Origin of the sequence: Synechococcus sp. A15-60 (genome assembly GCF_014280095.1) — a bacterium.
Classification (GTDB): domain Bacteria; phylum Cyanobacteriota; class Cyanobacteriia; order PCC-6307; family Cyanobiaceae; genus Synechococcus_C.
This window is the reverse complement of sequence record NZ_CP047933.1, coordinates 1,694,569-1,712,044: the sequence shown is the minus strand read 5'-3', so window position 1 is coordinate 1,712,044 and position 17,476 is coordinate 1,694,569. Positions and strand designations below refer to the sequence as shown.

Below are 17,476 nucleotides of genomic sequence, written 5' to 3'. Positions count from 1 at the left end.
CGTTAAACGCTTGACAAGACGGGTTTTATCTGTTCTGAGTCAAGGATGATCTCGGTTTATTGTTGAAATGTTGAAGTGAATATCTTTTGCATGTCACTGACTTCATTGTTAAGAATTTGATGCCCCAGTTTCTTGATCGAATGGATGAAACACGAACCGTTCTTTGGATTCGGATTTGAGACGCTTCTTGATGAATCAAAGAGAGTGTAAGGAATGATCTCGTTCATCAGTCATCAATCGGGATGAAGCCGACAATCAAAATCGATCATCGATGCACACCTGATGCCTTTGCTTTGGGACAATCTCGCGAAACAGCTGGAGAGCGTGCGTGCAGGTGGTGGGTTTGACTACAGCGCTTGGGCTTCCCCTGCCGCCGCTCCGCTTCAAGGGAGCCGTGACGAAAGGCTGAAGATGGCGCTCAATGCCATTCAAGACAGTGGCAATACTCAGATGATCGAATCGCTCAACGCGGCTCTTGAGGGGCGTGAGGCCTCCTTTGATCTGCCGCCCATCGAGAGTGGACCACAGGCTTTTCTCAAGACGTTGAATCAAAAAGCCTTCTAGGCCACTCGTTTGTGAGGTCGTGCCTGTGATGGTCTCGCGGCTGCCTAAGCCATCGACTTGTGGCTCTGCCGGGACGCATTCATCGATGACACCCGCGATCCACTCCCTGGTGTCAGGCTGGATGGACGATCAGATTGGCTTTGATTCTCCATGGTCTTCCGTTGTTTGGGTTTCACAGCCTCTCTGCTGGTGCTGGCTGCTGGTGCTGTCCAGGCCACTCCAGGGCCAGTGATGGAAGAACTGTTCCGTTCAAGCCGCACCCTTGGTAACCGGGTGGTGGCCTATCCGGCCGGCACGCCGGAAATGAGGATCTTTCGGATCACAATTCCTTCGGGGGCCAAGATCCCGTTGCATACCCATCCGTCTCCCGTTGTGGTGTTAGTGGAGCAAGGTGCCCTGACGAACGTGCGGATTGTTGATGGTGTTGAAGAGACCAGTGTGGTGAAAGCTGGAGATGGATTCCTGGAGGGGCACCCCGGCGAACCGCATTACGTGATCAATCGCGGAGATGAGCCTGTGATCAGCCTGGTGACGTTCGCCAGTGTTGAGGGCATGCCGAATCTGATTCGGGTGGAATGATCCAACCCCAGTGCTGACATTCAGCAGTAAATCCCCCAGAGTTGTTGTGTATAAATGCTTATCAGCGCCCCAAATTTTCAGACTTTCTGTCTAATTGTGTGAGACCGCTGACTTTATCGTGCCAAATACGCGATCGAACAGGTGTCGGCATGAAACAGTCTGCAGCACCTCTGTCGTGCCTGAAGTGGGGCGACGACGGAGAGCTATCAGCCCATGACACTGAAATGATGGTCAACCTCCTGGCGGCTTGTGAAAAGTCGCGTCGGGGATTCAAATCTCATTTTGAGCGTCGTCGTAGGAGACTTCTGTTTTCACAAGGAAGACTGATGCCCTACCACGATCGTGGTTTTCATTGAGTTGAACTGGATAACACGTTGGATGGGTTTGCTGAGCTCAGTAAGCTGTTGAGGCGATCGTTGCGCTCAGGATTTCAGCATGTTTGAAATTCCTGTCCCCGTTCATCGCCGGTGGTATCGACAATTGATGGGTCGGGAATTCTTTATTCTCAGACGCAAATTGCGCTGGTATCGATCTCGAAAGATTTGGTCTGATCAGCGGGGTGAGTTATGTCCTGCATTCCTTAAATTTCAGCATCGCTCAGTGGTTTTGAGGCCTTTGCCTGGTGTTGACCCCATATTACAACTGAATAAGCGTCGAAATTTAGAGCTGGCGACGGCTCGTATCGATCAGATCGTGATCCAACCAGGCGAGACATTCTCTTTTTGGAAGCTAGTGGGACGCCCGACGCGGAGAAAGGGATATTTAAAGGGATTGGTGTTGCGCCACGGGCTGATCTCTGAAGGGATTGGCGGTGGTCTTTGTCAGCTCGGCAATCTTCTGTTTTGGATGGCAGCCCACAGTCCTTTGACAATCTCTGAGAGATGGCGTCATGGTTACGATGTATTCCCAGATCTCAATCGATCAGTCCCGTTTGGTGCCGGAGCGACACTCGCCTACAACTACATCGATTTTCAGATCACTAACAACACTCCTTATCGGTTTTCTTTCCGCCTTTGGCTGGATTCATCATTTTTGAATGGTTCGCTCTACTGCGATTTCGATTACCAGTCGACGTTTTCCGTTGAAGAGCGCTTCCATGAGATTAAGCAACAGATATGGGGTGGCTATTCAAGGCATAACCAGATTCATCGCATTGAGCACGATCAACACGGGGTGATCTCAGAGCACATGCTGGTTGAGAATCATGCATTGATGATGTACGAGCCTTTGCTGCCCCCGTCGTGATCAGCAGGACCTTTGAGCTTGCCTTCTTGTGCAATCAGATTGCATGAAGGCTGACAACCGCGATTTGGATGGCTACCCCCTTGGAGGCGTGTTGTTGTGTGCTGGATGGACTGGTTGCTTCCTGTCGTTGTTGTTGTGACCCATGTGGTCAGCGCTTGTTTTGCCAAAACAATTGCTGCTCAGAAAGCCCGCAGCAGCACGAAGTGGTTTTGGGCTGGTCTGATCTTTGGTTGGTTAGGTCTTATTGCTGCTGCAGGTCTGCCCGATCGGCGTCAGATCGTGTACCTGCGCTACTTGGCGGAATCTCAGGGGTATCAGCCCCGCCATGATTGCGGGGGCACCACAAGCCCTTCCGTTAACTCTTGAAGTTACTCTGACAGCGTTGGAAGCAGACGATGCTGCGCGTTAAACCTTTGTCGGGCCAGTTCGGCATCACACGCCAGGGTGTTTGAACAACAAGTTTGTCACCTTCAATTAAAAAATATCGGGTTTGTTCCGTGCCGACCCATTGAGGGTTCCAGGCAGCATCCACGTGGGTCACCCATTGATTGCCACTGAGTCGAAAGGTGCCTGTGTAAGCGATCATGCTGTTGAATAAATCGGCATTGTCTTGGACGCTCTCAGGCGCTTGCCGATTTTCTGCTGTCAGCGTGAATGAAACACGACCTTCGGGGGTGAAAATAACGTAGCCACTCGGTTTTTGACCCATTGGATTGAACATCAAACCGCTGGATTTAACTTCCACTTCGTAGCTCACCAGCTGCCAGGCTCCGTGGATCGATAAGCCCGGGACGAGTTGTCGCTGTTGCGTCGAGGATTGGCTCAAAACACTGTCAGGACCTCGGCTGAACCTAACAATGGTGTTCTACCTCCACACCCACCTTGCGTGGTGATTCGGCTGATTCTTTCCAATTCAGTCTGAGAACCGTTGCCATGGTTACCGTTCATCGTCCATCGTTTTGATGGTCTGTTCAATCGGTCGCTAATCACACACCTGCTTGATGAACGCTGCGGTGTCATGCCTGCATTCGCAACCCTTCCATGCCCGCCTCATTGCGTCATCAGCGCTCCAGTGCTGATGTTCAGCTGATTGCAAACTCCGTCGATTTGGTTGCGGTTCCGTTTTGGATGAATGGTTGTGCCCAGGTGGCTCATGTCAGCCGGGAGGGGTTGCGCCGCTGCCGGCAAGACCTCTTGGCGACGGGAGCTGTGCTGCTCAACTGAAGGAATCAATCCCTCGATCTGCCAGGGCCAGTGCAAGCCAACATCCACCTGGTGATTTGCTGGGATAGTTGTTGCCGCCGATCACTTGACTCCGCTGCATTCCCTTGCATTGCTGTTGATTGCCGCTTTGCTGGCTGGCTGCATCGGGCTTCTGATCCTGCAGCTTGGCTTGATGCGTGTCTTTTCTTCAGCACCGTCACTGCAACCTGCGTCTGAGAGAGAGGTGCCCGAGACATCGCTTTGCGTTGTCATTCCTGCTTTTAATGAGGCTCTGAACGTCGGGCCATGCCTGAGCAGTGTTCTGCGCAGCGCCACTCCCTGTCGCCATTGGCATGTGTTGCTGGTCGATGATGCGTCGACCGATGACACGGTTGAACAAGCCCAAGCCACAGCTTCAGCACTGGATCCCAATGCCTCCAGGTTTGATTTCTTGCAGGCTGGGCCGCGTCCGGTCGGTGAGCGTTGGGTCGGCAAGAATTGGGCGTGCGCTCGTGCGATGCAGCAGGTTCAGGATGAGTGGATTCTCTTTCTCGATGCTGATGTTCAGCTCAAACCGCAGGCTCTGCACCGCGCCTTGAGTCAAGCCATTCGCGACAAGGCTGACTTGCTGAGCCTCGCTCCACGGTTGCGTTGTGACTGCCTTGCTGAATGGATGGTGCAACCGATCATGGCCAGTCTGTTGGGGCTTGGTTTTCCAATCGAAGCAGCGAACGATCCTGATTCGGATGTGGCCTTTGCAGCAGGCCCCTTCATGCTGTTTCGGCGGTGCGCTTACGAGCAGATCGGCGGCCACCAAGGTCTAGCCGCTGAAGTGGTGGAGGATCTGGCGTTAGCGCGCCTCATCAAGCGACAGGGGTTGCGATTGCGGTACCTGCTTGGTCTTGATGCTGTGGATCTGCGGATGTATTTCGACCTTGCTTCGCTTTGGGAGGGATGGACCAAAAACTGGTTGTTGGGACTGGATGGTGATCCAATCAAGGCGCTTGGTGCTTCCGCTGTGGTGGTGCTGATGTTCAGCCTTCCTTGGTTGCTGCTGCCCGCGTCCGTGGTGCTACTGGGGTTGTTGCCCTCCCAGGCTGTCTGGTGGTTTGTTGCTGCGAGTCTTTCGATGACGGCGATTGTTCAACAATTCCTGATCCGACGATGGAACCGCCAGCGTTTTGATATGCCGATCAGCTATTGGTGGCTGATGGGAGCCGGGGGCTTGCTGGTTGGTGCGATTGGCCCAGTGTCTGTGTGGCGCACGCTCACAGGTCGTGGTTGGACTTGGAAAGGACGTCAGCTGACATGACCTGGTTGCATGCGTTCGTTGGATTCTGATAAGTGCTCTGCGGTGTTGAGTCCTGCATTCCAGGCTTCGATCACCTCAGGAAAATGCTCTTCCATGCAGCAGTCGCAAATTCCATGGGAGAAATTCAGATTGGTGCGGTGAGAGAGGAATTGATCAAGATAAATCCACTGCCCTTGTTCATCTTTGGCTTTGCGGCAGTAGCTGCAAGTGGAGATCATTCCTGGGGGTTTATTTTCTCTGCAGAAAGATTCCAGTAATTTGATCGACCGCTTGCGCAGATCGAGAAAAACCACAACTTGCCGTGCTAACGCTTCCATAATCTGCTGCTGATCTTCAGAGAGATGATTTGGCATTCGATCGATGACGCATAGCGTGCCGATGCGGTGAGCTTGGTCGTTTTTCAGTGGAAATCCAGCATAAAAGCGGATTCTGGGATCCCCGCAAACCAAAGGATTATCGACAAATCGTTCGTCGTTGAGTGCATCGTTGACAATCAACGGTTGGTCCGTATGGATGGCATGGGCGCAGAACGACCAATCGCGTGGTGTTTCGTCTGATGTGATTCCCACTTTTGATTTGAACCATTGTCGGTTGGAGTCGACAAGGCTCATCAAGGCAATCGGCGTGCGACACACCAAGGATGCCATTCGCGTGATGTCGTCGTAGGACTGCTCAGGTCGAGTTCCAAGAATCCTGTATTCACTGAGGGCTTTCAAGCGCTCCTGCTCGTTCTTAGGAATGAGCGCTGGTTGCATCGGACGAGCCTTTTCTTCAAGTTATGTCTGGACATTGCAATCTGCTCAAGTGGCAATGGAAGTTCATCCGAAAGCTCTTGGTGTGTAAAGATTCGATGATTTTTCGTTGATTTTGTTTCAAGCGATGGTGTGACTTGGAATTTTTATCACTGATCCGTAAGGACTGTTGCCGCAGGGTTGAACCGATTTGGGCCGCCTTGGAACGTTGTTTTCTTTAAACGCGGCTGTATCCCAATCGGCTTTCGTAGATTTTGAGGGGCAATCCGAAGGATTGCATTAACTCCCGGCATTCGGGCCCTACCGTTCCGTACACCTCGATGCTGAATCCATCCCCCAATTCCGCATGCTTTTGGAGGTACTCCTGAACTGGAGGATTGCTGACGTGTGCTTCGAAGGCTGCATCGTTGGCGTAAACCTCAGACCACACGAATGATTGAGGGTCACTTGGATCCTGGTCAAAGGTGTGATGAAGCATCCCCGGTTCACTGGCTTGCACGGCTGCATCCGTCTGTTTGGCGAGTTCGAGGTAGGCATCGACGCAATCGGACTTGATGTGAATGCGTGCCAAAAGCAAGAACGGGGTGGAAGCGTTAAACGTGGTCATGAATCGTTGGGGTGCGTTGATTGACCAGGGTCAAGGTGTGCTTTGGATGATTTCGTCGATCACCACGGCTGTTGCAGGATGTTGACAGTTCGCCCATCACCGCGAAAATCGGATCTACTGCTGTGGATCCGTTTAGGGATGTCTGAATTCTGTTGAGATTGACGACAAGCAATGGGCCCGAGGGGAATCACGGGTGGTGTGCGAGGTGTGCAGAATCTGATCGCAAACCGAGGTGCCATATCGAAACCGTTGCGGTCGATGTCGGCTCTTGATTTGCAGCTCTGAACACATCAACAAGAGCTCACGTCGACAGGTCACTGACGACTCACTGAAGTCCAGGATGCCCACTCCAGGAGTGGGGTTTGATCGACCGGCTCCGACTATTCGTCGAAGACCTTGCACTCGGGGGAGCCAGGGTGCGTGTCACAGATCTGATCGAGCACCTTGTCACGGTGACGGCTCTCAGGGTTGTTGACGCCCGCATCTTTTTTGGGGTCGAATTCGTCGGGAGAGTGCTTCTCGTTGGTGCTGTAGGGGAGTTCGTACTCCTCAAACTTGTGCTTGCCATCAGCCATTGCGCAATTCCTCCGAGAGAACGAATTTCTGCTGAACTGACACTAGGAGCGTTGCCTTAAGAACGCTGCATCTTTGTCAATTTTTCGGACCTTTCGCGTCTGAAGGGTCAAGGTTGCGGTTGGTCGCTGGAGATGGATGAATCGGTTCTGGACTGTGCTTGTGCCGCGCAGTCGACCATATCAATGCACTGAGGAGAGAGCTGCGATCGCCATGCAGTCGAACCATGGTTTTGCACTTGAGATTCACTTGCAATAAAGCATGATTTTTGGATTGGTGCAACTCGTTCTCAATAGCAGCGGTGTCGTTGGCCGTGATTGGTGTCGTTGCTCCAGCGAGGCCTCGTCGTCGCGAGAGTTTCGTTACCTTGCAACGGATTTCGGCCTCTGGTACCAGCCGTCGAAGACACCTTGATCCGGTTCAACAGCAACCGATCCTTCAAGCTCTGCCTTCCAAGTGCCACGAACACAGAATCCATCCTGATTCCAGATCGATGCCTTCCCAGTTTTTATCGCTTCAGGACATCGACAGGGTGATCGAAATGGCCTGGGAGGATCGCACTCCGTTTGAAGCGATTGAATTCCAATTTGGACTGTCTGAGTCAGCGGTGATCGCGCTCATGCGCACGGAACTCAAATCTGCATCCTTTCGAGCCTGGCGGCGGCGTGTGTCTGGCCGAAAGAGCAAGCATGGACGCACCAATCAATCGGATCGTTTCAAAGCGGCGTGTCAGCGTTGATCGCGGCGCTGCTGTTTGGGTTGGCGTCAGACTGACGGAATACCCACTGATGTCATGACGCGCTCCAGTCGCACTGCGTTGATCACTGGGGCATCCAGCGGCATTGGTCTTTCAAGCGCGCATCGACTTATTGATCGTGGTTGGCGGGTGATTGCGGCTGCCCGTCGTCTCGAGAGAATGGAATCGCTGCGCCAGCGTGGTGCTGAAGTTCTGCCATTGGACATCGCCTCAGAAGCCTCCCGGCGTCAATTGGCTGATGCCATTGAAAGCCGAGTTGGAGGGTTAGATGCGCTTGTGAATAATGCGGGCTTCGGCGATGTCGGGCCTGTGGAGACCATGCCGCTGGATCAGGTTCGCGAGATGTTTGAGGTGAATCTGTTCGGGCTGATGGGTCTGACGCAGCTGTTGCTTCCACCCATGCGGGAGAAACGCTGTGGGCGCATTGTCAACGTGTCATCCATTGCGGGTCGGTTTGTTACGCCTGGCGCGGGTTGGTATGGCGCAAGCAAGCATGCACTTGAAGGCATCAGTGATGCGCTCAGACTTGAAATGCATCGTTTTGGCGTTCAGGTGGTGCTGGTGGAGCCCGGTCTGATTCGGACAGGCTTTGAATCAGTGGCTGATGCTTCTATGCAGACGCATTGTGCCGACCCGATCTGGGGATCAATGATGCGAAAGGTTTCCGCAGGATGGTCCGAGGGGTTCCGAAAGGGGTCCTCTCCGGATGTTGTGGCTAACACGATCGCGACGGCTTTAGAAGCTGACCATCCGAAAGCGCGCTACCGATGCGGACGTGAGTCGGAGTCTGTGTTGGTACAACGCTTTATGCCAACGACGCTTTGGGATGCCTTGGTGCGCAAACGCATGATTGGTTAATGGGTTGTGAGAGTCGTCTCAAATCGCTTCAGATTGGCCATGAGCGCTTGGCTGCGGTTGTGATGATGGCTGACGAGTTCGAGCATTTCGTCAAGACGTTTCCCGAAACAACTTGGGATGTGTACTGCTTCTTCGTTATCCGTGGGAATCATCCAAAGCATCGGAATCGTCGAACATTCGGCGTTTTGATTGGAGCGGATTTCAAAATGATCCACCTCCTCCCAGCCAAAGTTTTGCACCCGATAGTTTCGGCATAATCTGAACCCAAAGGAATCGATTTCTATCCACGTTGCACCTCGTCTTAACCGTGACTGGGCGCATTTGAGGCCAAAGCCACTGATGCCCAGGCCTCCGAGCCCGGCCAAGGGAAACTCGATTAGCAAGGCCATCGACATCAGGCCAACCCCGATCGCTAATAGCAGGATCAAGACGCCTTGGAGGCGATTCGGACGCAACACAACGCGATCCTGCTGATGGAGAGATGCTGGCATCGAGATCAACTCCGATCTGCTGGATTTGATCATGACGTCGTCCCCATGCGGTTTCCAGGGCTCGTCACAACACCTTCAGTTGTGACTTACAACGCTTGGAGCCTTTGCCACTCTTGCTTGAGGAGATTGGGTATCGGTCTGGGTTTGTAATCGCGGGAATCAACTGGACCATGGCGTCGAACGGCATTCACCAACATCACGCTTTCACTGGTCCGGTTGATCGCTGCATGGGGGATGAAGGGCGGAATCCTGACCCAAAGACGCTCAGAGTCGCAGAGATGGATGCATTTGAAGGTCTTGTTTTGCAAAATCATTAAGTCAAGACTGCCGCGCAGGACCATGAGCTGGTCTGTTTGATTGCGATGGCAGTAAAGATCAGAATGGAGACTTGGCTTGACTTCAGCGATCAACGTTTCATCGCAAAGGAGAGGGTCACTGAAGAAAGCGGTCCCTGAATCGTGACTGGTGCATTGAAAAATTTCGATGTTTTGAACTTGCATCGCCCCTACCGTTTATGTACAAATTATGTCAATATTTCCTGTTAGGGTGCTGTATGCGATGGCACGAATTGCTGTATTTGTGAGCAATTGATGATTGAATAATCGATGGCTTGATTGGTGATAATGCTATGGAGCCGTTGTAGGGATCAGCATTGACGGTGAAATCAGTTGAAACCCTTCATTCTTCAGTTTTGCATTGGAGACGCGTGCATTCATATTCCTTTCGTTTGGTGATGGGGTATGACTCCAGATCACAGGTGGTAGGCCGTCGAGATCGCAAATCATCGTTGAGAGTTCACGGCGGCTCAGCTGCATGTCATCTACAAGATTGTAAATCCCTTCCAATTGGTTCTCATAGGCAAAATAAATTCCTCGCGTGATATCAACAATGTTGCTCCAGGCAGTGACTGCGTTTCCATATTTCGGCACTTGCTGACCAGCCGCTTGTCGAATCATGGACACCATGTCTCGCCCAGGGCCATAGATGCCGCCGAGCCTCAGGATGCAAATTTTGAATTGGTTGCTGCTGAGATCCAGCACAAGCTCTTCAGCTGCTCCTAGCAATGCATTCACAGGAGAGTGGGTGTCCACTGCTGAGTCCTCTGTCACCGATGCACCCCCTTGGTCTCCGTAAAGACCGGCGCTGCTGATGTAGGTGATGTGGAGGGATTTTTGTCTTGGTCGTTGACGCAACGCGTGGGTAAGGTTCCGAATTCCCCGAGCAAACACACTGCTGTATCCCTCACCCTTCATGGTGGGTGCCACGCTGATCAGTAGCCCGTCAAGCGAATCTGCAAAGCTCAGATCCAAGTCGGGCTCAGTGATGTCTAGCAGGTGGGCGCCATGCAGAAGTTCTTGCAACTCTCCAAGCCTTGCCTTGGAACGCGTCGTAGCGATGACGTGATGGTTGGCGTACTTGAGACGAATGGCCGTGTCCATGCCGACATAGCCACAACCAATCACTCCAAACCGCATGCTCTTCGCCTCATTAGTCAAGCAATGTTTACAGCTCTTGACCTTGATCCAGTGCAGCGGTGCCTACCGTTCAGGCGTTCTTGTGTTCGTGGATGCTGACGCTGTGTTCGCCATGCTTGGCTTGGTCAAGGGCGTGTCAGTGAAGTGGACCAAGATCAGCAGTCTCAACTGGAGCGATTGCGCATCGTGTTGGAAGTGGCACGCCGCAATGGCAATCAGCTGTTCATCGACAACATTGAGAAAGAGATCTCGGCTCTTGAGAGTGGCGCTTGTTCTCCCATCGTTGAGGAGTATCTGACTGACGAAGAGCGGCGGGGATAGTCAATCACTGTGTTGTCGGAATGCGGTTGCAAGACGGCAAGAGTGCTGCTCTTTGGGAGGGGCGTCTTGTAGCGTCAGCTGCTTGGCATGCAAAAACGAATCACCGTAGAAAAGGCTTTGCCGTCCAACACGATCATTTCGGCGTCGGCCTATTCGCAGTTCTGGCAAAGGCTCATGGTCGATGCGATGGCTTGGATGGAGTGGACATCATCCATGTCTTTCAGCCCCTGTGGACTCTGAAGAGCTGACTGTTCGAACAAGTCCATGCATTCATGGCCTGAACGTTGCTGCGCTCGATGTTGTTTTTTCGGTTTGAGTCCCATGGGCAACTGTGATTCTTGGTTCACACGCGTTTGATGGGAATCACGGTCATTCCCACTGGCGCCAGGGCGATCAACGCGAGCTTGAGATGTTGAATTCCGAAGGGGATCCCAACAATGGTGAGAAAGCAGGCCAGTGCCGAAGACAGGTGGCCGATGGCAAGCCACCATCCCGCCACCAGGAACCAAATGACATTGCCGATCAATCCCAGTGGACCTGTTCCCAGATCGCGACGTCCGGAATGTTCAAGTCGGTTGACCGCTTCGTAGCCGAACGGCCAGAGCGAGAAACGCCCGATCACAACGCATGACCGTGCCCAGGGCAGTCCAACGGTGGTGATGGCACAGAGCAGACCTGCGAGCCACCAGCCCAGTGCCATGACCAGGCCGCCCAGGACCACCCAAAGGATGTTGAGCAGCGAACTGATCATGCCTGCGATACCGCGTGCAGCTCCACTTTGGCTCCGTTTGATCCCGCTCTTTTTGAGAGGCGAAGATGAAAGAGATTCTCTGATCGACTAGCCCTCGTGACCAAGACGCCCGTTCAACGTTTCCTGGAGCATTTGGGACGTGACCCCGTGCTCCAGGTGAAGGTTGAGGCTGCGGTGACCGCGGATGAGGTGGCCTTGTTGGCTCAGGAGCTTGGTTACGCCGTTTCGGGTAGTGATCTGTTGATGCTGTCGGGTCGACATGCACCCGGTGTTCGTGTCACTCGCGTCGATCATCCTGGGGAATATCCAGGCCGTTACTACTGAACGCAACAGATCGAGGCCATGGCCAAGGTGCTGCCATGGCCACGCTGGTCGACACCCCAGGAAGGACGAGCAGACATGCCAAACCGGTGAAGATTTCATCGAGATTTCCATCATCGAGAACCTGATGGGAGTTGTCGCCGGCATCGCAGGGTCAGGCCAGCAGGGTGGATCCATCGCTGTCAATCAGACGGGGTCGCTTGCCCTTTTGGTTCCTGCTGGGATGGTGTCTATCCCAAGTTTTTCTCCGAGATTCGCAGCGACCCTTGCAAGCAGATGCTGGAGGTGGAGTTCTGATTCGGCTTCCAGTTCAACCACCAGATCCGCCCCTTCTGTGTCAATCCGGACGTCGTCGAGCTTGTGGACCATGCACCACTTACTCCCCTTTGAGATCCCTCTGGATGTGAGGTTGGATCAGCAATAGGTCTTGGCCATAGCATGCGTGAACGCGATGGGCGCTCACGTCGTTGCCACATCCAAGATCTCGCGCAGCGAGGTTGCATCGCCAGTCAATCGTTGCCAAAGATCCTGCTGAAGCAGAACCCGAAGCGTCGTCTAGATGTTTTGGACTCCAGAATCTGTGTTCGTTCCTCTTCGGATGCCGTGATGCCCGAGCCCATTCAGTTGATCAGAATCGTGCGGGATGACGGCCAACAGGACGCAATCACGCGCAGGCACTACAGCCATTACAACGAGGCTTATGACGAATTAGAACGCTTCTATGCAGGTTTGTGCTGTTCGGACGAACGCATCGAGTATTCCATTGTTGATGCTGCTCGGACAGCATCAGAACAGTGAATTGACTGACACCGAGATGCAAATTGTCTTACCTGAGGTGACACTCAACTCACATTAAATTGAGCCTGACGATGACGTGTTGTGTCAGCCGCCATTCATCAGCATTAAGCCGATGTGGTGACACCAGGGTTGTTTCAAGACTTCATTCGATTCATTTTACGCTCAATGTCTTGGCTGCTAATTGGTTTGTCAGGATGCTCAAACGACCATGCTTGGTAAAGCAGGGTTAGACCCCAGAATGCAATCGGCCAGGCCGGCCAGAAATCTCCTTGGCCTGACAGTGCCCAGATCACGATCAGTGTGAGGTTCGTGATCACATAGGTTTGAAACTGTTTTTTCAGGCCTTTTCGATGCTTGAGGCGAGCGAGGGCTTCCTCTCTGAGCTTTTCAGTGCTCATGATTTAAGTGTCATGATTTACCTACCGATTTTGCCATGGCTAATGAGGTGAATTCAATGCGCTTTACAGGAATGAATCATCGAGCACGATCATTGCTCTTCCTACAAATGTGGGTGTGTTTGTTCAGCAGCTGACGATCCTGAGTTGCTTGATGGCTGTCTGATGCGTAGGGACTGTGCTCAACCTTTGATTGGGTGCGCCTGCTTCACCTCATCCTGCTCGGGTAGGAACTGAAGTCATCCTTGCTTGGGCATGGATGGACTGCAGTGGCGACCAACCATGGCGCTTGAACAGCTGAGGACATTTCTAGTGCGTCTGCAGGACGATCCCAATCGCAAGGCTCTTGTGTTGGCTGCGGCGACAGCCGATGATGTTGCCAAGATCGCGGCTGAATTGGGTTACGAGTTTGCAGGCGATGCGTTGCCTCGTTTCTCCAGGCAAACAGTGGGTCGTGTCACTGTCTCCAAGCAGGAAACGCCCGGTGAATACAATTAATACTTCGTTGTCTGAACGTTGCTGAAGGCACGACCCATCGGTTTTTGAGTGAATGAAGCGTCTTCCAGGCCGCAGTCAGCCTCAGTGGCTTCAGCAGCTGCTTGGAATGGGTGTGTTGGTGATCGCGACGATTTGGATGATCACCTTGATCCCTCTTCTTCTGGTGGTGGGGTTGATTGCTGCAGTTCTGTTGATCCCTGTTCTGCGGCAGATGCGTCGGGAGATTGATCAGTTGGAGCGCAGTCAGCGTGGAGATCCACCACCACCGCGTGATGTCACTCCCTGGCATCAGCGAGCCTGGAATCGCTGGCACAACCGTTAATTGATTGGTTCAACGACCGGCGCGATCGAATGGATCACCAAGATTGCTGTTGTGAGCAGTGTTGGCATGGATTTGAGGAGGTCGCGGATGCGACTCTTGGGTGGGTCAACCCTGATCGTTTGAGTCGGGTAGGCCGTTTGTCGCTGAGAGGGAGTTGTGCCTGCTTGTCTTCCCATGTCAGAAGAGCAACTCAAGGCCTTCCTTGAAAAGGTCAAAGTCGACTCTCGCCTTCAGGAGATACTCAAAGCGGCAAAATCGCCCGATGGTGTTGTAGCTATCGCGAAAGATCATGGTCAATATTTCACTTCTGACAAGATCAGCCAGCTTCGCGAAGAGGAGCTTGAAGAGGTGGCTGGTGCTGGAGGCAGGTCTTTCTGGTGGTCAGTCGGTTGTGGAACCTGTGCGCAACAAAATATTTGAGCATTGAACCGATCGAAATAATGAAGCTTTGATTTGTTGCATGACCGGCAACATTTTTGAGAATTCGCTTCCATGCTGATCCGTCACGCTTGCAGCCGTTGGGTCCAATAGAAGAGTGCAGGATTGCCCTATTTCACCCATGGGTATTCCGACAGCACGCGTCGAAGCGAACACAGCATGGCGATCACATCGTGCTGCCCGATTCTCCGATTGCTACCCGCATCCTGCGGGTGGCCCATCCAATTCCCGAAGGTTCTCACCTGATGCATGCAACTCAGTAACCATGGGTCCATTCCTAAGAGCCTTAGTTTCTGAATCCCTTGATTGAGCCCGCGCAGTTCATCATCACCTTGGCTTCGCAGGTTATGTCTGACCAGTCGCTCCATCAGTCGTCGTGCGTGCATTCCAAGTGAGATCGGCGAGAACTCATCGCTTTCCAGCAACCGCAGAAGTTCGCTGAGATCAGAGGTGATTCGCAGTGGTTTGAGGCTTTCGTCTTCCAGAAGTCCATGCAGTAGCCGACGGAGATGATCAAGGCTTGCTGAATCACCTGGACGTTCAATCAGCGTGTGATGCGGGTCCTGCCTTTGAATGGCACGGTCAATGGTTTGCCCCAGGGGTCGCATGACGGCATCGTCACTGTCGAACAGGATCAAGCGATGCAGCTCGGGCAGATGTCGGAAGCCCTGGCGGCAGAGCTCCAGCAACCTGGAGTAGTCGCGCGTTTCCTCGCGGCTTGTTGGGTGGAGGCCAAACAAAGGAGCAGCAACGGTGTGGCAACGAATGCCTTGCATCGGCAGGATCGCCAGCAGTGAAAACAGGCGGTTGAAGGCATCCCATGGTTCGTTGGCTTGGGCACCTGCTTTCAAGCCTGCGGCGACGACAGCCACCCGTTGGAAATGGCTGTTGAGATTCCGACCGCCTCGATTGGTTGCAGCTGGCTGGAGCTCTAGCGGTTGGCTGACCCAGCTGTTCAGCAGGCTGCCACTGAGATCCACCGCTTTGGGGACTCTCTCAAGCTGGAAGCCAAAACTGTCTTGGAGCTCCATGGCCAGGATGCCGTGATGGTTCTCCTCGTTTGGGCGAGTGGCGGAGATCGCGAGCAGATCCACATCCAGACCCATCCCAGGGAAAAAGCCCGCCCTTAGTTCCAGATTGCGAGCGCCGTTGCTGGTTTCCAGATCAAAGGCATTGAGGAACATGAGCAGAAGCAGCCACCCGATGATCTTCGGTCAGAGTCGGTGATCCGTTGCAGGATGATTGCTGTCATGCATGCAGCGACGCTGTCGCGAGATTCCGTGGACTCCATTGATCCTCTTCTGCAAGCAGGTTCCATTGCGGATGGAATCGAGCACTTGTCTGACCAGCTCACACCAGCTGTGATCCGCGCAGCGCGATTGGATGCCAAGGGTCGCGCTGATCTGGATCGGATCGAATACGCGCTTGGAACGATTGGCAAGGCGTTAATCCTCACTGATTACGCCATCGACGAGAACAAAGACATGGACAAACTCCAGGCTTTCCGGGAATCGCAGCAACGCTGATCAGTTGCGAACGAGATTGTTCCGCGTGGATCAAGGGACGCCTCGTTGGATTGACCTCGCCCTCAGCTGTGAAGCCCAATACTCTGGGTGCCCTTGCATCGTGTCGTATGGCAGTCCTGGGGCGACAGGCCATTTTGGAAGCGATCGACCGTGGTGAGATCACCATCACGCCTTTTGATCCTGCAAGGGTTGGCCCCGCTTCGGTGGACCTCACCTTGGCCAGCAGCTTCAGAGTGTTCCGCAAAGTTCATGAAGTGATCGATGTGGACGAACACACCGACTACCGCTCATTCACCGACAAGATTGATGTGAATGATGGCGATCACATCCTGATCATGCCAGGCGAAACGATTCTTGGAATCACCTTGGAGCGCCTCCGCCTCAGCCCAGGACTGTGTGGGTGGCTTGAAGGACGGAGTCGGTTTGCCCGGCTTGGCTTGATGGTGCATATCAGTGCACCATTTATGGGCCCTGGCATTGATAGTCAGCAAGTGCTCGAGATGAGTAATTTTGGGCCGGCTCCGTTGGCTGTGCATCCCGGCACCGCAATCTGTCAGTTCATTTTTCAGACTTTGGACGGAGAGGAGCACTACCAAGGGCGTTTCGCTGGTCAGAGCCAACAAAGCTTCTGACCCGATGTGGTTCTAGTTCGCCACACCGCAGGCGATTCGGGCACCGCCACCCCCAAGAGGAGGGGTATCGCCATAGGTATCGCCTCCGGCATGCACGATCAGAGCATGACCGCGGAGGTCAGCGGTGTTCAGTCGAGGTGCAACGACATCGGTGCGTGTGACGCCATCCACATCAACAATCAAGCGACTTAAATCACCTCGATGTCCTTGACCGAAAGGCCCTTGGTGCGTGTTGGTCTGATCGGGATCCCAATGTCCAAGGGCTGCGAGGCCTGCAACAGCAATCCCTTCACCATTCTGGGCGATTTCGCATGATTCACCCTCATGAAGGTGAAAACCATGCTCGCCCTCAGGCAACCCTTGAACGGAGGGTCTGATGACCAAGCCGTCGGGACCGTCCTCTGCCTTGACGGTTCCGATCGACTCACCGATGCCTTGATCACTGATGCTGTTCATCGTGATCGTGATGTTGTTTGCCATGGCGGTTCCAGGCCACAGCAAAAGGCAGCACAACGAAAGCAGGGTGACCAGTCGATGCATGTGGTGCTGATTGACTTCAATCATTCTGAGGTGGCATGCGCGTGGCTGTGGACGCTGAGCGATGGAGATGCATCGCTCCCGCAACGCCTTAAGAGAGCCTTTGTCCTTCGGCTGAACACAACGTTGTCCTTGACATCCCCGGAGAATGGGTTTGATGGTTTCACGATCGGTCATGCGAATTGCTGACTTCCTGTATCGAAGGTTCGGACTCAATATCTACAAAGCTGCTCCAAATTTGCGTGCTCATCCTCTTGAGCAAAATGTGCCTGCACCCTCTCAAAACAGCTCTGAGGAGCCTGAGCCTGAAGCACCAAGCCAGCCTGCTGCTTCGCCGTCCGAGGTCATTCACATCGGTCCGCGTGGTGGTCGCTACAAAGTCGACTCCAAAGGTCGAAAGATTTATCTCAAAGCCGGCTGATTCGTTTGTCCAAGCTCTCGCGAAATGGGTGATGCCCTCGATCCGTCGAGCTCATGGTTTGAATGTGGACATGCCTGCGTCACAATCATTCGAGTTCTGA

Annotated in this window: 27 protein-coding genes; 17 read left to right on the top strand and 10 right to left on the bottom strand. The window is 53.3% G+C overall.

Annotated features, from left to right (window positions below; translation table 11 throughout):
• Positions 1 to 282 precede the first annotated feature (282 nt).
• The 4 genes from SynA1560_RS09450 to SynA1560_RS09435 all read left to right on the top strand — a co-directional run bounded on the left by SynA1560_RS09450 (position 283) and on the right by SynA1560_RS09435 (position 2,754).
• Entirely contained in the window at positions 283 to 564 is a 282-nt protein-coding gene (locus tag SynA1560_RS09450; protein WP_186469061.1) for a hypothetical protein, read from the top strand.
• A 150-nt stretch (positions 565 to 714) separates the two neighbouring features.
• Positions 715 to 1,143, top strand: a complete 429-nt coding sequence (locus tag SynA1560_RS09445; RefSeq protein ID WP_186500308.1) for a cupin domain-containing protein — start codon at positions 715 to 717, stop codon at positions 1,141 to 1,143.
• Between the two features lie 435 nt (positions 1,144 to 1,578).
• Positions 1,579 to 2,388, top strand: a complete 810-nt coding sequence (locus SynA1560_RS09440; RefSeq protein ID WP_186500306.1) for a VanW family protein — start codon at positions 1,579 to 1,581, stop codon at positions 2,386 to 2,388.
• A 105-nt stretch (positions 2,389 to 2,493) separates the two neighbouring features.
• Positions 2,494 to 2,754, top strand: a complete 261-nt coding sequence (locus tag SynA1560_RS09435; protein ID WP_186469058.1) for a hypothetical protein — start codon at positions 2,494 to 2,496, stop codon at positions 2,752 to 2,754.
• Here the strand turns inward: SynA1560_RS09435 and SynA1560_RS09430 are convergent.
• A complete protein-coding gene (locus tag SynA1560_RS09430) occupies positions 2,744 to 3,214 on the bottom strand; it encodes a lipocalin-like domain-containing protein (RefSeq protein WP_186469057.1) in 471 nt (156 codons plus the stop codon). The genes SynA1560_RS09435 and SynA1560_RS09430 overlap by 11 nt on opposite strands.
• 215 nt (positions 3,215 to 3,429) lie before the next feature.
• Between SynA1560_RS09430 and SynA1560_RS09425 the strand changes: the two genes are divergently transcribed.
• Both SynA1560_RS09425 and SynA1560_RS09420 read left to right on the top strand, forming a co-directional pair.
• Entirely contained in the window at positions 3,430 to 3,612 is a 183-nt protein-coding gene (locus tag SynA1560_RS09425; protein WP_186469056.1) for a hypothetical protein, read from the top strand.
• 85 nt (positions 3,613 to 3,697) lie between these two features.
• Positions 3,698 to 4,903 (top strand): glycosyltransferase family 2 protein, encoded by a 1,206-nt coding sequence (locus SynA1560_RS09420; RefSeq protein ID WP_255476912.1) that lies wholly within the window; start codon positions 3,698 to 3,700, stop codon positions 4,901 to 4,903.
• Here SynA1560_RS09420 and SynA1560_RS09415 read toward each other — a convergent pair.
• The 3 genes from SynA1560_RS09415 to SynA1560_RS09405 form a co-directional block, all read right to left on the bottom strand.
• Complete coding sequence (locus SynA1560_RS09415; RefSeq protein WP_186500304.1) at positions 4,891 to 5,658, bottom strand: GAF domain-containing protein; 768 nt, start codon at positions 5,656 to 5,658, stop codon at positions 4,891 to 4,893. The two genes, SynA1560_RS09420 and SynA1560_RS09415, sit on opposite strands and share 13 nt — an antisense overlap.
• Positions 5,659 to 5,872: 214 nt before the next feature.
• The gene (locus tag SynA1560_RS09410; protein WP_186469054.1) at positions 5,873 to 6,262 is read right to left on the bottom strand and encodes a putative quinol monooxygenase; all 390 of its coding nucleotides are present in this window, start codon (positions 6,260 to 6,262) and stop codon (positions 5,873 to 5,875) included.
• Positions 6,263 to 6,642: 380 nt separating this feature from the next.
• Positions 6,643 to 6,837, bottom strand: a complete 195-nt coding sequence (locus tag SynA1560_RS09405; RefSeq protein ID WP_186469053.1) for a hypothetical protein — start codon at positions 6,835 to 6,837, stop codon at positions 6,643 to 6,645.
• 491 nt (positions 6,838 to 7,328) lie between these two features.
• On the opposite strand from SynA1560_RS09405, the gene SynA1560_RS09400 reads away from it, so the two are divergent.
• The gene (locus SynA1560_RS09400) at positions 7,329 to 7,574 is read left to right on the top strand and encodes a TIGR03643 family protein (RefSeq protein ID WP_186469052.1); all 246 of its coding nucleotides are present in this window, start codon (positions 7,329 to 7,331) and stop codon (positions 7,572 to 7,574) included.
• Between the two features lie 54 nt (positions 7,575 to 7,628).
• On the top strand, positions 7,629 to 8,450 hold the full coding sequence (locus tag SynA1560_RS09395) for an SDR family NAD(P)-dependent oxidoreductase (RefSeq protein WP_186500302.1): 822 nt from the start codon (positions 7,629 to 7,631) through the stop codon (positions 8,448 to 8,450).
• Here SynA1560_RS09395 and SynA1560_RS09390 read toward each other — a convergent pair.
• Positions 8,447 to 8,905: a hypothetical protein gene (locus tag SynA1560_RS09390; protein ID WP_186500297.1), complete on the bottom strand. Its 459-nt coding sequence runs from the start codon at positions 8,903 to 8,905 to the stop codon at positions 8,447 to 8,449. The genes SynA1560_RS09395 and SynA1560_RS09390 overlap by 4 nt on opposite strands.
• A gap of 662 nt (positions 8,906 to 9,567) precedes the next feature.
• A complete protein-coding gene (locus SynA1560_RS09380; RefSeq protein ID WP_186500296.1) occupies positions 9,568 to 10,416 on the bottom strand; it encodes an NAD-dependent epimerase/dehydratase family protein in 849 nt (282 codons plus the stop codon).
• A gap of 144 nt (positions 10,417 to 10,560) precedes the next feature.
• On the opposite strand from SynA1560_RS09380, the gene SynA1560_RS09375 reads away from it, so the two are divergent.
• Positions 10,561 to 10,737, top strand: a complete 177-nt coding sequence (locus SynA1560_RS09375) for a hypothetical protein (protein WP_186469047.1) — start codon at positions 10,561 to 10,563, stop codon at positions 10,735 to 10,737.
• A 343-nt stretch (positions 10,738 to 11,080) separates the two neighbouring features.
• On the opposite strand, the gene SynA1560_RS09370 is transcribed toward SynA1560_RS09375, so the two are convergent.
• Positions 11,081 to 11,488 (bottom strand): YccF domain-containing protein, encoded by a 408-nt coding sequence (locus SynA1560_RS09370; protein ID WP_186500295.1) that lies wholly within the window; start codon positions 11,486 to 11,488, stop codon positions 11,081 to 11,083.
• A 96-nt stretch (positions 11,489 to 11,584) separates the two neighbouring features.
• On the opposite strand from SynA1560_RS09370, the gene SynA1560_RS09365 reads away from it, so the two are divergent.
• Together SynA1560_RS09365 and SynA1560_RS13975 are read left to right on the top strand one after the other, a co-directional pair.
• Positions 11,585 to 11,812, top strand: coding sequence for a Nif11-like leader peptide family natural product precursor (locus SynA1560_RS09365; RefSeq protein WP_186469045.1), 228 nt, complete (start codon positions 11,585 to 11,587; stop codon positions 11,810 to 11,812).
• Positions 11,813 to 12,247: 435 nt separating this feature from the next.
• Positions 12,248 to 12,607, top strand: coding sequence for a hypothetical protein (locus SynA1560_RS13975; protein ID WP_370523146.1), 360 nt, complete (start codon positions 12,248 to 12,250; stop codon positions 12,605 to 12,607).
• Between the two features lie 134 nt (positions 12,608 to 12,741).
• Here SynA1560_RS13975 and SynA1560_RS09355 read toward each other — a convergent pair whose 3' ends face one another.
• Positions 12,742 to 13,005, bottom strand: coding sequence for a 2TM domain-containing protein (locus tag SynA1560_RS09355; RefSeq protein ID WP_255476911.1), 264 nt, complete (start codon positions 13,003 to 13,005; stop codon positions 12,742 to 12,744).
• A gap of 279 nt (positions 13,006 to 13,284) precedes the next feature.
• Between SynA1560_RS09355 and SynA1560_RS09350 the strand changes: the two genes are divergently transcribed.
• The 3 genes from SynA1560_RS09350 (at position 13,285) to SynA1560_RS09340 (ending at position 14,242) form a co-directional block, all read left to right on the top strand.
• Positions 13,285 to 13,500 (top strand): Nif11-like leader peptide family natural product precursor, encoded by a 216-nt coding sequence (locus tag SynA1560_RS09350; protein WP_186500293.1) that lies wholly within the window; start codon positions 13,285 to 13,287, stop codon positions 13,498 to 13,500.
• A gap of 52 nt (positions 13,501 to 13,552) precedes the next feature.
• Complete coding sequence (locus tag SynA1560_RS09345) at positions 13,553 to 13,822, top strand: hypothetical protein (RefSeq protein WP_186469043.1); 270 nt, start codon at positions 13,553 to 13,555, stop codon at positions 13,820 to 13,822.
• 174 nt (positions 13,823 to 13,996) lie between these two features.
• Complete coding sequence (locus SynA1560_RS09340; protein ID WP_186500291.1) at positions 13,997 to 14,242, top strand: Nif11-like leader peptide family natural product precursor; 246 nt, start codon at positions 13,997 to 13,999, stop codon at positions 14,240 to 14,242.
• Positions 14,243 to 14,370: 128 nt separating this feature from the next.
• Here the strand turns inward: SynA1560_RS09340 and SynA1560_RS09335 are convergent, their stop codons facing one another.
• The gene (locus SynA1560_RS09335) at positions 14,371 to 15,444 is read right to left on the bottom strand and encodes a DUF4145 domain-containing protein (protein WP_186469041.1); all 1,074 of its coding nucleotides are present in this window, start codon (positions 15,442 to 15,444) and stop codon (positions 14,371 to 14,373) included.
• Between the two features lie 66 nt (positions 15,445 to 15,510).
• On the opposite strand from SynA1560_RS09335, the gene SynA1560_RS09330 reads away from it, so the two are divergent.
• On the top strand, positions 15,511 to 15,786 hold the full coding sequence (locus tag SynA1560_RS09330) for a hypothetical protein (protein ID WP_255476910.1): 276 nt from the start codon (positions 15,511 to 15,513) through the stop codon (positions 15,784 to 15,786).
• Positions 15,787 to 15,893: 107 nt separating this feature from the next.
• On the top strand, positions 15,894 to 16,418 hold the full coding sequence (dcd, locus tag SynA1560_RS09325) for a dCTP deaminase (protein WP_186471142.1): 525 nt from the start codon (positions 15,894 to 15,896) through the stop codon (positions 16,416 to 16,418).
• Positions 16,419 to 16,430: 12 nt separating this feature from the next.
• Here the strand turns inward: dcd and SynA1560_RS09320 are convergent, their stop codons facing one another.
• A complete protein-coding gene (locus SynA1560_RS09320; RefSeq protein WP_186469040.1) occupies positions 16,431 to 16,958 on the bottom strand; it encodes a superoxide dismutase family protein in 528 nt (175 codons plus the stop codon).
• Positions 16,959 to 17,103: 145 nt separating this feature from the next.
• Between SynA1560_RS09320 and SynA1560_RS09315 the strand changes: the two genes are divergently transcribed.
• A complete protein-coding gene (locus SynA1560_RS09315; protein ID WP_186500284.1) occupies positions 17,104 to 17,376 on the top strand; it encodes a hypothetical protein in 273 nt (90 codons plus the stop codon).
• Positions 17,377 to 17,476 lie beyond the last annotated feature (100 nt).